Genomic DNA, 15787 nt, shown 5'->3' with positions numbered 1-15787 from the left:
GCCTGATGTCAGACACCACCAAGAAGCGCTCGGGAGCCAAGGGCGAATCGCGCCCCGAAGGCCGGCTGGAACTGGCGGCCGTGGGCATGGAAGCCGAGTTCCAGGTGGAAGTCGACGGCCAGCCCGCCCGCCCCGAGGACGTGTTCGGCAGCCCGCGCAACTTCATGCGCGGGGCGCTCATGCACCGCGTGGGCACGTCCTACCACCTGCCCACGGGCGGCGCGGTGTACTTCGACACCGGGGTCATCGAGGTCGCCACCCCCGTCATCGAGATCGACCGGGGATGCGCGGCGCGCGCCGGACGCTCGCTGTGGGAAAGCATCCTCGTCCTGCGCGACGAGCTGGACGGCTGGGAGCAGCGCACCGGCCACCACGTGCGCCTGTCCGGCTTCAGCACGCACTACAACGTCTCGTTCGAGCTGCCGGAGCACGAGCAGGGGCGCAGCCGCACCGTCAGGAAGCTGGCGCTGCTGCTGTCCTACATCCTCCCCGTGCCCGTCATGCTGCTGGCGACCAACCCGCGCAGCACCGGCGTGGGCGTGCGTCCCCGCGGCGACCGCATCGAGGTCACGGTGGACTTCACCCCCAGCGCGTCGCTGATGATCGCCACGGGAACGCTCATCGTGGGGATCGTGCGCGAGGTCATGACGTGGCCCTCGTTCGAGTTGGACATGCTGGACCGCATGGGGCTGCCGGTGATCGCCGGCTACAAGCCCATGAAGCACACGTCGCGCAAGGGATGGCTGGCGCGCAACGACTGCTACGAGCGCGATCCCTTTCAGACGCCGGTGGACGATTCCGTCTGGGACACCACGGACGGGCGCACGCTCAGCCTGCGCAGCATCGCGGGGCTGCTCACCAAGCACTTCTGGCACCCCATCCGCCGCATCAGCGATCCGTGGACCTTTCGCCTGATCGGTTCGGTGATGCGGGGGCGCGCGCCGTCGCTGCTGGAGCTGGACGACCGGCCGCCGGAGTACGACGACGTGGGCCGCCTGTGCACCTGGGACAATCTGTTTCCCGAGGATGAACTCAGCCGCAGCCGCTACGAGCGCGTGCTCATCCGCGCCATCTCGGGGCAGAAGCTGTGGATGCACGGCCGGCGCTACCGCCCCACGGGCATGCGCGGATGGTCCGCCGTCGTCTTTCGCGCGGAGGACGACGGATCGCGCCACGTGTTCAGCATCGATTACCTGCTGGGCCATCTGCCGGACTGGGAGCAGACGGCGGGGCGGGGCGGGTGAACGGCAGGGAATAGGGAATATGGAATAGGGAATAGGTGGATGTGAAGCGGCCCCGTCTTCCGGTGTGGAAGACGGGGCCGTTTCGTATCCACACTTTCGTACTCTCGTACTCTCGTACTCTTCCGCTTGCCGTGGGCGGTGGCGGATGTAGCTTGCGGCGGACCTTCAACCGATCTCGCCATGCCGACTCGTACGTTCGCGCTTTCCGCGGTTGCCGCGGCGCTGCTCTCCGCCTGCGGAACGGCGTCGCCCGGGAACCAGGCCCTCGTCGTTCCCCCGCTGGATACGCTCGCCACCCGTGCGGAAGTGTCTCAGTACGCGGAAACCAGCCGCTACGACGACGTCATGCGGTTCATGGCCGAGGTGGACCGCGCCTCCCCGCTCATCCACCTCACCACGTTCGGCGCGACGGTGGAGGGGCGGCGGCTTCCGCTCGCCGTGGTGGGCCGGGTGGCGGACGCGAGCGCGGCGGCGGTGCGGGCCAGCGGCAAGACGGTCGTCTACCTGCAGGGCAACATCCACGCGGGCGAGGTGGAGGGCAAGGAATCGCTGCAGGAACTGCTGCGCGAATTCGCCCAGGGGCAGCACGCGCGGATGCTGGATTCTCTCGTCCTCCTCATCGCCCCCATCTACAACGCGGACGGCAACGAGCGGATCTCGCTGACGTCGCGGCCGCATCAGCTTGGGCCGGTGGGCGGGCAGGGGCAGCGGCCCAACGCGCAGAACCTGGATCTGAACCGCGACCACACCAAGCTGGATTCGCCCGAGGCGCAGGCGCTGATGGACATGGCCCGCGCCTACGATCCGCACGTGTGGGTGGACCTGCACACGACGAACGGGACGTTTCACGCCTACCATCTGACCTACGCGCCGCCGCTCCATCCCAACACGGACGCGCTCGTCACCGGGCCGCTGAATGGGGAGTGGCTGCCGACCGTCGTCGCGGAGATGAAGCGGAAGCACGGCCGCAACCTGCACGACTACGGCAACGTTCCTACGCCGGAAAGCCCGTGGGCGGCCGAGCGGGGCGCGGAGCGCGGGTGGTACTCGTTCGATCACCGGCCGCGCTTCAGCAACAACTACGCGGGGCTGCGCAACCGCTTCGGCATTCTGAGCGAGGCGTTCGCCTACCTCCCGTTCCAGGACCGCATCGCCGTCACGAGCGAGTTCGTGGATGAGGTGCTGAACTGGGCGCAGGCCAACGCCACCCGCATCCGCCGCGCGACCCAGGCGGCGGACGCGCGCACGCTGGCGGGCGAGCGCCTGGCCGTCACCGCACGCCTGCACCGGGGCGCGCAGCCCATCGAAATCCTGATGGGCGCGGTGGATACGCTGCGCCACCCCGTCACCGGCGAGCCCATGATGCGCCGCCGCGACGTGGCGCGCCCGGAGCGCATGGCGGACTGGTCCACCTTCGAGGCTGCGGAAACGGAAGTCGTACCCACGGAATGGTTCGTCCCCGCCGAACTCACGGACGCGGTGCAGCGGCTGACGGCGCACGGCGTCCGCTTCGAGCGTCTCGCCGCGCCTATGCGCATGCGGGTGGAGGAGTTTCGCATCGACAGCACCCGCGCGGCGGAGCAGCCGTTTCAGAACCATCGCGAGCGGCGCGTGTGGGGCCGCTACGTTTCCGTGGAGCGGACGGTTCCCGCGGGCACGCTGCGCGTCGTTTCCGCCCAGCCGCTGGGGCGGCTTGCCTTTACGCTGCTGGAGCCGCGCTCGGACGACGGTTTCCTGAACTGGAATCTGCTGGACGCCGCGCTGGAGCGGACGCCGGGCACGTACCCCATCCTGCGCACCCCGGCGCCGGAGCGCACCGCCGGCCGCCGCTGCCCCGCCGGAACCTGCGCCGTCGCGGGCACCTGGACGCGCTCGCCGGAGTAGGCCGCGCGCTGCGCGAGGAGGAAAAACGGAAACGCGAGCGCTGGTGTGCGCTCGCGTTTCTCATTTTCGGTGTGGCGAGGGAGGGCGGGGAACTCAGGTTGGGAGATGATCTTCGGCCCCCGCGCGGGGGGCCCTCACCCCGCGTGCTGCGCACGACGACCCTCTCCCACGAACGGATGTGGGAGAGGGAGCACACACCAGTGCCGTGTGCTGCGTATGGTTCGGCGCGGCGGCGGGCTCCCCCCTCTCCCCAGCCCCCTCGCCCCGCAAGCGGTGGAGGGGGAGCCGTTCGGCGCCGCGGAGAGTTTGGTACAACACGCGACGCGTGAGCAGTTGAAGCCCCGAACCGGACGCGCCAGCGGCCGGTGTCGGGGCTTGCCGCTGTTTGAGCGGCGGATTCATTCGCTCAACGGGCTTCGCGCACGCCCGGCGCTCCGGTTCCGGCGCCGAACCATCCGCCTCCAACAACCCTCCCCCAGTCTTTTTTGGGGGAGGGTGGGCGAGTAGTACGAGCCCGGGTGGGAGCCGCCCGGGGCCTCGCCCGTCACGCCAGCGCCGTCGATGACGCCAAACGAAAGAGGCGCCGCGTGCAGTCTGCACGCGGCGCCTCTCCCTATCGGCCAGTGACGGGCCTTATCGGACCGTCTCGTTCGCCGGAACCTCGCGCATCATCCGCCGGATGGGGATGATCAGCGCCGCCAGCACCGCGGCCGCGATCAGCAGCGAAAGCGTGGTCCGCGTGAACAGCGCCGGCATGTCCTGCGGGTTCTCGGGGTTCACGTGCCCGCCCACGATCCCCGCGATCAGGTTGCCCAGCGCGGCGGCCATGAACCACACGCCCATCATCTGCCCGGAAAACTTGCGCGGCGCCAGCTTCGTCATCGACGAAAGCCCCACCGGGCTCAGGCACAGCTCGCCCACCGTCTGCAGGAAGTAGCTGCCGATCAGCCACCACACCGCCACCTTGGTGCCGGGGCCGCCCGCGAGCACGGTGTTGGCCGCCAGAATCATCAGGCCGAAGCCCATGGCCGCGAACACCAGGCCCAGCGTGAACTTGGCCGGGCTGCTCAGGTCGCCGCGGCGCCGCGCCAGCCCCACCCAGATCGCGGCGAACACCGGCGCCAGCGCGATCACGAAGAACGAGTTGGCGGCCTGCAGCCACGTCACCGGCATCTCCCACCCGCCGATGGTGCGGTCGGTGAAGTCCGCCGCGAACAGCGTCAGCGAGGTGGGCGCCTGCTCGAACGCCGCCCAGAAGATCACGGCGAAGACGAAGAGCACGATGATCACCGCCACCCGCTTCATCTCGTCGCGCGTAAGCCCGCCCGCCAGGAACAGGTACGCAAAGTACACCACCGCCATCGTGAGCATCACGTAGCTCATGTTCTCGGCGACGGTCACGGGGTTGAAGTTCAGCATCCCCGACATCCCCATCACCACCACCAGCGCCAGGATGCCCAGAAAGATCCCCAGCCCGATGGTCATGTTGCGGCGCTGGCGCGCATCCACGGCGGGATCCGGGTGCCGCGTGGGCTCGGTGCCGATGTTGCCCAGCGTCTTCTGCGCCGTGAGCGAATAGTAGATCAGGCCGATGACCATCCCCACGCCCGCCGCGCCAAAGCCGTAGTGCCAGCCGAAGCGCTCCTGGTCCTCGCCCAGAAAGCCGGTGATGAGCGGCGCCACCAGCGCGCCGATGTTGATGCCCATGTAGAAGATGCTGAAGCCCGCGTCACGCCGCGCGCCGCCCTCGGGGTACAGGTCGCCCACGATGGCGGAGATGTTCGGCTTGAGCAGCCCGGTGCCCAGCACGATCAGAATCAGCCCCACGAAGAAGGCGCCCCGGCCCAGAAACGCCGAAAAGCCGATGGACAGGTGGCCCAGCGCGATCAGCACGCCGCCCCAGAAGATTGCCCGCCGAAGCCCCAGCAGCCGGTCCGCCACCCATCCGCCGGGGAGCGACGCCAGGTACACGCTGGCCGCGTAGATGCCCACGATAGCCGATGCCTGCTCGCGCGGGAGCGCAAACCCGCCCGTGGTCACCGCCGCGGTCATGAACAGCACCAGCAGCGGCCGGATGCCGTAGTATGAGAAGCGCTCCCACAGTTCGGTAAAGAACAGCGTCGAGAGACCGAGCGGATGCCCGAAGAAACGGGTGTCTTGCGACGCGTGGCCGCGCAGCGGGTCGCCGGCGGCGGTTCCTCCGCCCGCGTACTGCGCCGAGGGATGCTTGCTCATGCCGATTCTGGTGATGGGGAAGGGCCGGACCGGGCCGGTCAGGGCTCATGGCGCCGCGCACGGGATGCGCGGAACTGCGGGTGCTGCTTGCGTGGAAACGTGCCAATGTACAGAATCCCGAACGGACGCGCCACGGGCGCCTCCGTTTCCTGCCGGTGCATACCGGTTCTCCCGCCCGCATGTTCCGGAGCCGCGCACCGTGACCGCACCGAATCCGCCCTCCCCTTTCGCCGCGGAGCTCGCGGCGGCGCTCCATGCCGCCGCCGGCGCCGCGGAGCTGATCCTTGCCCGGGGGGGCGCCGCCAACGTGCGCCACAAGGGCCGCGCCGACCTCGTCACCGAGGTGGACGAGGCTGCCGAGCGCCTGATCACGGAGCGCCTTCTGGCCGCGTTCCCCGCGGACCGCGTGGTGGGCGAGGAATTCTCATCGTCGCAGATCCATTCGGGCCGCCGCTGGTACGTGGACCCGGTGGATGGCACCACCAACTTCGTTCACGGCCACCCGTTCGTCTGCGTCAGCATCGCGCTCTGGGATGATGACGGGCCCGCCGCCGCCGTCATCCACGCGCCGCTGCTGGGCGAGGTGTACCACGCGGTGCGCGGCGGCGGCGCGTTCCGGAACGGCGAGCCGATCGGCGTTTCCGCCGTGGATGCGCCGTCCGGCGCGCTGCTGGCGACCGGCTTTCCCTTCAAGGCGGGCAAGGGCGACCTGGACGCCTACATGCGGCTGGTGGCCGACGCCATCCGCGCCACGCACGACATCCGCCGCGACGGCAGCGCCGCGCTGGACCTGGCGATGGTCGCGTCCGGGCGCGTGGACGGGTACTTCGAGATCGGCCTGGCGCCGTGGGACTGCGCGGCGGGGATGCTTCTGGTCACCGAGGCGGGCGGGCGCGTGTCCGGCTGGCCCGGCGACGAGGGGCTGCCGCTGCACACCGGCCGCGTGCTGGCCACCAACGGCCGCATTCACGACTGGCTGGCGGAGTTGACGGGTGCGCACGTGGGCGGCCTGTGAGCGGGCCTGCGTCGGGATCGCGCGCGGGACAGCCGTCGTCTGCCTGGCCCTGTCCCGCGCCCGCTGGCCCGGAGCCCGGCTTTATCTACCGCGGCCGGTGGGCGCTGGTCACCGGCGCCAGCATGGGCATCGGCGAGGCGTTCGCGCGGGCGCTGGCGGCGCGCGGCATGAACGTGGTCCTATGCGCCCGCTCGGCGGACCGGCTGCGGTTGTTGGCCGGGGAGATTGAGGAGGCGCACGGCGTCCGTGCGCACGCCGTCGCGGCGGACCTGTCGCGTCCGAGCGAGGCCGCGCGCGCGTGGCGGGAAGCGTCCGCCATCGGCCCCATCCACCTGCTGGTGAACAACGCCGGCTTCGGCCTGCGCGGCGTCTTTCACGAACTCGCCATGGAGCGGCAGTTGGAGATGGTGGCGCTCAACTGCGGCGCCGTGCTGGAGTTGGCGCACCTGGCTCTCGGCGAGATGCGGCCGCGCGCAACGGGCGGCGTCATCAACGTGGCCTCGATCGTCGCGTTCCAGCCCGTGCCGCTGATGGCGGCATACGCGGCTACCAAGGCGTTCGTCCTTTCGCTGACGGAGGCGCTGGCGGAGGAGAACCGCGAGTCCGGCGTTCGCATCCTGGCCCTCTGCCCCGGCCCCACGCCGAGCGGCTTCCAGGCAGTGGCGGGGACGAACGTAAAGCAGGGGCAGCCCGGCTACCTGCTTCCGGAGCAGGTGGTGGATGCCGCGCTCCACGCGCTGGACGCGGGCGACGTGCGCGTGGTTCCCGGTGCCGTCAACCGCGCCGCCGCCGTCTTCGGACGCCTGCTCCCGCTCGGCCTCGCCGCCCGCATCGCGCGGCGGATCAACGAGAAGCACGGCTGACCAGTGTCGCGGAGCGGCGTCAGGGCTTCGCGCGGAGCACTCCGCCCGCCCACTCCGCATAGATCCGCGTCTCGTTGAGCACACGGATTTCCGTCATCGACCGTGTAGAATGTTCCGCTGTACGGGGCGGTGCTCTTGGCGTTCAGAATCGCGCGAAGGCGGCGCACCTGGGTGTCGTCCGCCCGGTGCCCGAGGGCATGCACCAGCAGGTCCGCGGCGCGGGAGTGATCGCCTTCGGTCGACTTCACGTGCCGGTACGCGACCGTGAGTGCATCGGTAAGCGCGATGGCGGCGTGAATGGATACGATGGCGATCCCGTTGCCGTACCGCTGATCCTGCAGTTCAGACAAATCCTGCGCGGTCTTGAGCAGCGCCCGCCCGATCGCCTCGTATCGCACGAACCGCGAGGGATCTTCCGCCTTGGTCCGCCCGACGCTCACCATGCCCCCGCCACCTCGCCGAACGGATCGCCCAGCACGGAGCGGCCTTCATCGAGGATGTTCTTCATCAACGGATCACCGTCGCGCATGCGCTCCGCTGCCCGCTCCGCCGTCATCACCAGCGGAGAAACCCTGAGTCCCAACTGCATCGCGAGTTCATCCGCCACGCCCAGCACCGCCGCTTCCACCCCGCCGATAATGTCCCGGCCGGAGGTGAGCAGCAGCAGATCCAGATCGCTGTCCGGACGGGCATCCCCACGGGCCTGGCTGCCGAAAACGACAGCCGATCGCACGGCGCTCCGCACGCCGGCTCCATCCAGGGCGCGGTCCAGGATCTCTGCCAGCCGACCCATCCGCTCACCCTCGGCCCGGAACAATGCATCCAGCGGAGCGATCAGGTAGTGATCGCGGTTGACGTGGTACTGGTGGATGGCGGGGCTGCCGCTGCGGACCAGAACGCACGCCGCGGTCAGTTCGTCCAGCGCCTGACGAACGCCTGCCGTGGAGCGGATGTGAGCAAGCCGCTGCACTTCGCGCCCGGTCACGGGCGTGCGTAGCGGCAGCAGCGCGCGGAGCAGCTGCACCTTGGAGGCGGTGCCGAGAATTCCATCCAGCGAAGCTCCAAGCACATCCGCTCCAATTCTGGTACGACTGCACCAAAATTGGTGCGGTCGTACCATATTTGGTGCGGATGGGCGCATTCGCAAGCACCATCGCCTCGGGCATTCTGTCGATTGCGTTCCGCGAGCTGTTGGATCCTTGAACTCATGCGCGCCGCTTCTCCGCCGTACGTGGCGTAAAGGGAAAGAAATGCGGGTAGCGACTCCCCCTGTCGCTACCCGCGCCTGCTTGTGAGCTGGATGCCCGATCAGCTGCCCGTTCGAATCGCCACTTGCTCAACCTCCGTCAGATTTGTTGGGCGAGATTGAGATGTCACAACTCCCCGGACGCGCTAGTTCACACCGTCCATTCTGATCGACGATAATCGCCTCTGCGTTCGGCGTCAAGGCTGTCCATGAGCACACAAATCGGCGGCATGAATGCAGGAAAGCCGCCCCGGATGGGACGGCTCTCCTTCCACGCCACAGGCGTGACGATCGGTGGTGCGGTGCGGGCGATCAGTAGCCCGGCGGAATGCGGCGGTGCCAGTCCGTCCGGCGCTGCATCTCGCGCCCGATGGCAACGAGCGTCGGCTCGCTCCACGCGCGGCCGGTAAGCGCCACGGACGTCGGCAGGTTCTGCCGCCCGAAGCCGTTGGGCATGGCGATTCCCGGCAGCCCCAGCAGGTTGGACGCGCCGCTGATGGGCTCGCCCCCGTACGTCAGGTCGCTGTACGCTTGGTCGAACGGGCCGGTCGCGGGGAACGAGACGGTGTTCCACGTGGGATGCACGAGCGCGTCGAACCGCCCCTGCACAAAGAAGCGGTCCACCGCCTCGCCCGCGGGGCGCCGCACACGCATGGCTCGCAGGTAGTCCTTGGCCAGCACCACCTGCCCCGGGTATCCGCCGATCTGGTCTTCCGGCGCGGTCAGTTCCCGCACGCGGCCGCTGGACACCAGTTCCTCGAAGATGCTCGCCGCCTCCGCATCGATGATGATGGAGGCCGCCGCGTTGTACGGGTACTCCGGCAGTTCCACATCCCGCACCAGGTCGGCGAACTGCCCCAGCACGGCGAGCGACGCCTCGAAGTTCTGCCGCACCTCCGCCTGCGAGCCCTCCGCGTTCCCCTTGAGCACGCCGATGCGCGGGCGGGCCGGGAGCCGCGCATCCGCCGCGCGGTACGGCCGGTCCTGCGTGCTGTCGTCCATCGCATCCAGCCCGGCGATGGCGGCAAGTACCAGCCCGCAGTCCTCCGCCGTGCGGCACATCGGCCCGATCTTGTCCATCGTCCACGACAGCGCCATGGCTCCGCGGCGTGGGACGCGCCCGTACGTGGGCCGCAGTCCCGTCACGCCGGAAAGCGCCGCGGGCGCGAAGATCGACCCCCACGTCTCGCTGCCGATGGCGAACGGAACCAGCGCCGCGCCCACCGCCGAGCCCGGCCCGCTGGACGATCCGCCGCTCCAGTAGTCGCGGTTCCACGGGGTGCGCCCCGGCCCGGTGATGGAGGCGTTGGCCTGCTCGTAGCCGAAGCCGCCGGCCAGTTCCACGCTGGACAGCTTGGCCACCAGCACCGCGCCCGCCGCCGTCAGCCGCTCGATGACGGCGGCATCCGGAAGGCGCTGCTCGCGGTACGGCTGCGCGCCCCACGTCGTGGGATAGCCTTCCGCGCCCAGCAGGTCCTTGGCGCCGTACGGCATGCCGTGCAGCGGCCCGCGGTAGCGCCCGGCGCGGATCTCGTCGCGCGCGCGGGTGGCCTCGCGGATCGCGCGCTCGCGGGTGAGCGTCACCAGAGCGCCCAGGCCGGGACCGTGGCGCTCCAGCCGCTCCATGTACGCCTCCGCCAACTCCACGGGGTCCAGCCGCCGCGCGCGGATTCCCGCCGCGATCTCCGCCAGCGGCAGATACAGCGTTCCGTCCGGGATCATCGCGGCACCCCTCCCGCCACGCGGAACACGAACGCCGGCTCGGTGGCGATGGGGAGCGGAAAGGCGCGCAGCCGTTCCGCCGTCTGCAGGTTGCCGCTGATGGCGCGCTGCACCTTGGCCATCTGCTCGTCCGTCATGCGGTCGCCGTACTGGGCGCGCACGGCATCCGCCAGCGCGCGGGCCAGCGGCGTGGGCTCGTTCTCCGCCGGGGCGGGCGGGGCGGCGGTGGCGGCGGCCTGCGGTGCGGGGGCGGACGCGACCGGTGCCGGCGCCTCGGCCGGGCCGGAGGGGGCGCACGAGGCCAGCGGCGCCAGCACGGGAACGATGGCCGCGGCCACCGCCACCCGGGCGAAGTCGCGCCGGGACAGGTCCTTGGGTTGCTCCATCGGATGCTGCGTCAGGTTCGGGACGACGGGGCCGGCGCGGATCGGGGCGTCCGTGCGGCGGAGCGGATCTACAGTATACGGAACGGCCCCCGCCGGGGCGACGACGGGGGCCGCCCATCCATCGGAACAGACGTGTCAGAGACCGTATTCCTTGAGTTTCTGCCACAGCGTCGTGCGTCCCATCCCCAGCGCGGCGGCGGCGCGGGTGCGGTTGCCGTCCGCATCCTCCAGCGCCTTGACGATCTTTTCGCGTTCCGATTCCGCGTCCGGCGCCACGTAGCGGCGCACGGCTTCCGGCGCGCGTGCCTCGGCCCGGCGCGCCTCGCCGCTTCCATTGCCGGACGAGATGGAGGACGCCCCGTCGCGCACCTCTTCCGGAAGGTGATGCGCCATGATGCGCCCGCCCTCGCTGACGATGCAGGCGTACTCCAGCGACGCCATCAGCTCGCGCACGTTGCCGGGCCAGTCGTACGCGCTCAGCAGTTCCATGGCGTCTTCCGATACGCCCTGCACGCGGCGCGTGGGCTCCACCCGCTCGTTCCACCGCGCCAGCGCCGCGCCCACGAGCGAGGGAATGTCCTCCGGACGGTCGCGCAGTTCGGGGACGCGGATCTGAAAGACCTTGAGGCGAAAGTACAGGTCCTTCCGGAACGCGCCTTCCTCTACCATCGACTCCAGGTCGCGGTGCGTGGCGGCCACGACGCGCACGTCCACCTGCAGCGTGCGCGACGTGCCCACGCGAACGACCTCGCGCTCCTGCAGCACGCGCAGCAGCTTGGCCTGCATCCCCGGAGAGACGTCGCCGATTTCATCGAGGAAGATGGTGCCGCCGTTGGCCTCCTCGAACATCCCCTTGCGCTCGTTCACGGCGCCGGTGAACGCCCCGCGCGCGTGGCCGAACAGCTCCGACTCCAGCAGCCCTTCCGCCAGCGCCGAGCAGTTGACCGTCAGGTAGGGGCGGCTGCGGCGCGGGCTTTCTTCGTGGATGGCGCGGGCGATGAGTTCCTTTCCCGTCCCCGTCGCGCCGCGCAGCAGCACGGTGGATTCCGTCGGCGCCACGCGGGAAATGGCGCGCAGCACCTCCTTCATCCGCGTGCCGGCGCCCACGATGCGCGCCGCGCCCGCGCCCAGCACGGGTTCGCGCCGGGCCAGGATCGCCTTGATCTTGGAGCGCAGCAGCGAGTTGTCGCACGGCTTGGTGAGATAGTCGTCCGCGCCCAGCTTGAGCGCGGCGACCGCGGAATCCACCGTGGCGAAGCCGGTGAGCATCACGACGGGGACGTCGTTGCCGGAGCCGCGCAGTTCCTCCAGAACGGACAGGCCGGTGCGCCCTTCCATCCGCAGGTCCAGCAGCACCATGTCGAAGTCTTCGGTGCGCAGGCGGTCCAGTCCGGCGTCGCCGCTGGGCGCGGCTTCCACCTGGTAGCCCTCGTCCGCCAGCAGGGCGCCCGTCCCCACGCGGAAGGCGCGGTCGTCGTCGATGATCAGGATGCGCGGAGTGTCGGGCATCTATGCGAGTGCGAAAGTGCGAAGTACGAGAGTACGAAAGTGCGAAGAACGGAAGTGCCCAGTGCCCGGGACCAAGTGCCCAGGTTCGACGTGCTCAGTGCCCAGAGTACAATGCCCAGGTGCAATGTTCCGGAACCGCGGGCGGGGCGGAAGCCGTTGGGCACTTGGCACTGAGCACTGGGCACTTCTTTTCCTATCCTAATCCGCCGCCAGAAGCTCTCGCGCATCCGAAGCCTCCGCGAGCGTTTCGTCCAGCGTTTCGCGCGGCAGGCGGATGGTGAAGCGGCTCCCGTTGCCGGGTGAGCTTTCCACGTCGATGCGCCCACGGTGGCCGCGAATGATGCCCTCGGAGACGAACAGGCCCAGCCCGGTTCCCGTCACGCCCGGCTTGGTCGTGTAGAACGCCTCGAAGATGTGCGGCAGATCGCGCTCGCTGATCCCCGCGCCGGTGTCTTCCACCACCACCTCCACCGTGTCGTCAACCGAACGGGTCGCCACACGCAGGCGCCCGCCGTCCGGCATGGCGTCGCCGGCGTTGGCGACGAGGTTGGCCAGCACCTGCTGGATGGCCTCCGGGTGCGCCACGACGGAGGGAACGTCCGGCCCCAGCTCCGCGGCGATCTCGATCCCCCGCGTGCGCAGTTCCGTTCCCGCCAGCGTGAGCACGCGGTGCACGAGCGCGTTCAGGTCCAGCAGCGCGGCCGCGTCGGACTGCGGGCGGCTCTGGTCCAGAAGCCGCCGCGTCAGGCTCGCCATCCGCGCCAGCTCCTCCTGCGCCAGAACGAGGAACTCGCGGTTGGGATCGTTGGGATCGCCGCGCCGCTCCAGCGCCTCCAGGCAGTTCTGGATGTTGTAGATGGGATTGTTGATCTCGTGCGAAAGCTGCGCGACCAGCCGCCCCATGGCCGCCAGCTTTTCACGATGGATCATCTCCGCCTGCGCGGACCGAAGCCGCCCCTCGCGGTCGGCGATGGCCCGCCGCATCTCGCCGAACGCGCGCGCCAGCTGGCCGATTTCGTCCGGGCCGATGCGCGGGAGCGGGGCGGAGAAGTCGCCCCGCGCCATGCGCACGGATGCCTCCGCCAGCGCCTGCGTGGGACGGGCGACGATGCGCGCCACCACGGCGGCAAGGACGAGCGCCAGGATGAGTGCCGCCACGCCGATGCCCCACAACGACGTCTTGATGGCGTTGGCCACCTGCAGCTCGTCCGCGATCGGCCGCATGAGGATGACGGTGGCCGGAAGACCGCGCGCCGCCACGTTCACCGGCACCGCCATGTAGTAGCGCTCGCCCGCCGTCACCTGCCGCGCGCCGGCGTTGGGCGCGTTGCGCAGCACGCGCAGGTCGGCGCGGCTCAGCTGCGCGCGGGCGGTGTCGGAAAGGGTGGTGCCGATGACCGAATCGCCCACCATCAGCACTACCAGCGTGTTGACGCGCTTGACGTCCTTGGCGATCCCCTTGGCGCTCACCCGCCGCCCCACGCCCACGCGTCCCAGCCGCACCGTGTCCGCCCACACGTCGGCCAGGGCGAACTGGATGGGCTCGGCGGCGCTGTCGGCGGGGAGGGCGATGGAACTGCCCCCGTTGGTGCCCGCCTCCATGGCCTGCGCGGGAAGGTGCGGTCCGGAGATGAACTTTCCGGTGCTGTCGATGACGAAGGGGATGTCCTTTTCCAGCCCCTGCCGCAGGATGCGCTGCACCCCCCTCAGGTTGCCCGCCAGCCACGCCTCCACGATGCGGTTGTCGTTGGCGTTGCCGCGCGCCGCCACCGACAGCAGGAGGTCGCGGTCGTCCCACTGGCTCTGAACGGAGGCGGCGGCAAGGTCCAGCTCGTCGCGCGCCCGCTCGTACACGCCGCGCTCCACCGCCCGGGCAATCAGCAGCAGCGCCGGCACCACGATCAGCAGCGCGGTGACGGCAAAGAGCAGAAAGACCTTGGCGCGAAGGGGCAGCCTCATGCGGCGTGCTTCTGCGGTTCGGGGGCGCGGTCCGCTGTTCACTGAACGCGGGCGCACTGTTCACTGAACACCCGGCGGGTGTTCCGCACGTGCCGCGAACAGTGCTGCGCACGGGTGCCTGACGGGATAAACCTAAGCAGTGGCGCGGTTTTTCGCCACCATGGCACGCGCGGCCCCGTTCGGCATACCCGTTGCCAATTGGGATGCCGACCACACGAGGTTCGTGTGGAGACGGACGGGCCGGTTCACGCCGGCACTCATGAAGGAGGCGGCACCATGGACAAGCGCATTCTTACGGTGGCCCTGGCCACCCTGCTGGCCGCCTGCGGAGGCGGAAACGCCGAAGAGGGCGGCGCGGCGCAGGACAGCGTTCCGGCCGGCGCCACCATCGAAGGCACGAGCGCTCCGGCCACCGCGCCGATGAGCACGGACAGCGCCGCCGTCATGGGCGGGGCCGACATGCCGGCCACGACGGCTCCGGCCGCCATGGACAGCGCGGCCGCCGGCACGATGACCGCTCCCGCGATGGGAACGGACAGCGCCGCCGCCGGGCACTGAGCACGAGCAGCAAGACGGGCAGTACCGCGAACCCGGATGGGTTCGATGAACACAACCACTCAAGGAGCACTCTCATGAAGAAGCTGATCGCGGTTTTCGGTCTTGCCGCCCTGGCCGCCTGCGGCGGTGGCGACGCCGCTGAAGGTGGTGAAGGCGCGACGGTGGACAGCACGGTTTCGACCGTGCCGGGCACCGACACGGTGAGCGCCCCGATGGTCGTGCCGACGCAGGACACCGTCGTGCAGACCACCACCACGCAGGTTGACACCGTCGCGGGCCAGGCTCCCGCGGGCGCGGCCGTTCCGGCCACCACGACGACCGACACGGCCGCCAAGATGTAATTCCGTTTTCGGGTGCCGCGCTCCGGCGCGGCACCCGGAAGCTGGACCTTTCCTTTTTTCTGGAGATACGGACATGAAGAAGCTGATCGCGATTTTCGGCCTGATGGCCCTTGCCGCCTGCGGCGGCGACGCCGAAGAGGGCGCCACCACCGAGGATACCACCACCGTCGTTCCGGCCGCCGAGCCGGCCCCGGTGACCCCGATGCCGTCGGACACCACGATGGCCCCCGCCACGACCGCCCCGATGACGGGCGACTCGATGGCCGCCGGCGCGACGACCGCTCCGATGGCTGGCGACACCATGAAGGGTGACACCGCCGCCAAGATGTAATCCAGGCCTCGCGCCTTGGTTGCACGACGGGTCCGGACCGCACAGCGGTCCGGACCCGCTTTCGTTTATCCCACAACACGTCATCGGGGGCGGAGTCCACGGCGGCCCCCACCCGGGCCGGCACCACCGGCCCACCCTCCCCCAAAAAAGACTGGGGGAGGGTTGTTGGCGGGCGGAGGGTTGGGTGCGGGAAGCGGAATGTGGGGCGTGCGCGGAGTCGGTTGAGCGAATGAATCCGCCGCTCCAACAGCGGAAAGCCCCGACACGTCGCCCACAGGCGCCGTTCGAGGCTTCAACTGCATTCGGGGATGCGGGACAAATCTGGAGCCGCAGTCCGCGCAGGCGTAATACCATTCACTTTGAGCTCCCGGAATGTTATCGTGAGATACAGATCTCAGTCCGGGAGAGCGGAATGGCGCGTACGAAGCAGCTTCGGCAGGAAGAGAACCGGCTGGCTGACCTGATGAATATCGGCGTGCTCACCACGCGGTTCC

At 69.8% G+C, this 15787-nt stretch carries 13 protein-coding genes; 7 read left to right on the top strand and 6 right to left on the bottom strand.

Translation table 11 applies throughout. The features are described 5' to 3' along the window. Positions 1-5: 5 nt before the first annotated feature. Positions 6-1244, top strand: a complete 1239-nt coding sequence (locus HNQ61_RS24090; protein ID WP_170032897.1) for a hypothetical protein — start codon at positions 6-8, stop codon at positions 1242-1244. Between the two features lie 180 nt (positions 1245-1424). Then, entirely contained in the window at positions 1425-3128 is a 1704-nt protein-coding gene (locus tag HNQ61_RS24085) for a M14 family metallopeptidase (RefSeq protein ID WP_170032895.1), read from the top strand. 633 nt (positions 3129-3761) lie between these two features. On the opposite strand, the gene HNQ61_RS24080 is transcribed toward HNQ61_RS24085, so the two are convergent. Further along, positions 3762-5363 (bottom strand): peptide MFS transporter, encoded by a 1602-nt coding sequence (locus HNQ61_RS24080; protein WP_170032893.1) that lies wholly within the window; start codon positions 5361-5363, stop codon positions 3762-3764. A 199-nt stretch (positions 5364-5562) separates the two neighbouring features. Between HNQ61_RS24080 and HNQ61_RS24075 the strand changes: the two genes are divergently transcribed. Both HNQ61_RS24075 and HNQ61_RS24070 read left to right on the top strand, forming a co-directional pair. Next, on the top strand, positions 5563-6378 hold the full coding sequence (locus HNQ61_RS24075) for an inositol monophosphatase family protein (RefSeq protein ID WP_170032891.1): 816 nt from the start codon (positions 5563-5565) through the stop codon (positions 6376-6378). Beyond that, positions 6375-7241: an SDR family NAD(P)-dependent oxidoreductase gene (locus HNQ61_RS24070; protein WP_170032889.1), complete on the top strand. Its 867-nt coding sequence runs from the start codon at positions 6375-6377 to the stop codon at positions 7239-7241. The genes HNQ61_RS24075 and HNQ61_RS24070 overlap by 4 nt, the downstream gene beginning before the upstream one ends. Positions 7242-7677: 436 nt before the next feature. Here the strand turns inward: HNQ61_RS24070 and HNQ61_RS29730 are convergent, their stop codons facing one another. The 5 genes from HNQ61_RS29730 to HNQ61_RS24045 all read right to left on the bottom strand — a co-directional run bounded on the left by HNQ61_RS29730 (position 7678) and on the right by HNQ61_RS24045 (position 14063). After that, entirely contained in the window at positions 7678-8310 is a 633-nt protein-coding gene (locus tag HNQ61_RS29730) for a nucleotidyltransferase domain-containing protein (protein WP_170032887.1), read from the bottom strand. Between the two features lie 489 nt (positions 8311-8799). Continuing rightward, the gene (locus HNQ61_RS24060; RefSeq protein WP_170032885.1) at positions 8800-10209 is read right to left on the bottom strand and encodes an amidase; all 1410 of its coding nucleotides are present in this window, start codon (positions 10207-10209) and stop codon (positions 8800-8802) included. Next, positions 10206-10595 carry a hypothetical protein gene (locus tag HNQ61_RS24055; RefSeq protein ID WP_170030546.1) on the bottom strand — a complete coding sequence of 130 codons (390 nt, stop codon included), beginning with the start codon at positions 10593-10595 and terminating at the stop codon, positions 10206-10208. The genes HNQ61_RS24060 and HNQ61_RS24055 overlap by 4 nt, the downstream gene beginning before the upstream one ends. Positions 10596-10730: 135 nt before the next feature. Further along, a complete protein-coding gene (locus tag HNQ61_RS24050; protein ID WP_170032883.1) occupies positions 10731-12104 on the bottom strand; it encodes a sigma-54-dependent transcriptional regulator in 1374 nt (457 codons plus the stop codon). Positions 12105-12302: 198 nt separating this feature from the next. Beyond that, on the bottom strand, positions 12303-14063 hold the full coding sequence (locus HNQ61_RS24045; RefSeq protein ID WP_170032881.1) for a sensor histidine kinase: 1761 nt from the start codon (positions 14061-14063) through the stop codon (positions 12303-12305). 276 nt (positions 14064-14339) lie between these two features. Here HNQ61_RS24045 and HNQ61_RS24040 point away from each other — a divergent pair, with 276 nt between their 5' ends. The 3 genes from HNQ61_RS24040 (at position 14340) to HNQ61_RS24030 (ending at position 15293) form a co-directional block, all read left to right on the top strand. After that, positions 14340-14621, top strand: a complete 282-nt coding sequence (locus HNQ61_RS24040) for a hypothetical protein (RefSeq protein WP_170032879.1) — start codon at positions 14340-14342, stop codon at positions 14619-14621. Positions 14622-14695: 74 nt separating this feature from the next. Next, positions 14696-14962 (top strand): hypothetical protein, encoded by a 267-nt coding sequence (locus HNQ61_RS24035; protein ID WP_170032877.1) that lies wholly within the window; start codon positions 14696-14698, stop codon positions 14960-14962. 73 nt (positions 14963-15035) lie between these two features. Further along, positions 15036-15293: a hypothetical protein gene (locus tag HNQ61_RS24030; protein WP_170032875.1), complete on the top strand. Its 258-nt coding sequence runs from the start codon at positions 15036-15038 to the stop codon at positions 15291-15293. Positions 15294-15787: the final 494 nt, after the last annotated feature.

Origin of the sequence: Longimicrobium terrae (genome assembly GCF_014202995.1) — a bacterium.
GTDB classification, from domain to species: Bacteria; Gemmatimonadota; Gemmatimonadetes; order Longimicrobiales; family Longimicrobiaceae; genus Longimicrobium; species Longimicrobium terrae.
The sequence above is the reverse complement of the archived record's forward strand: the minus strand, read 5'-3'. Positions and strand labels throughout refer to the sequence as shown.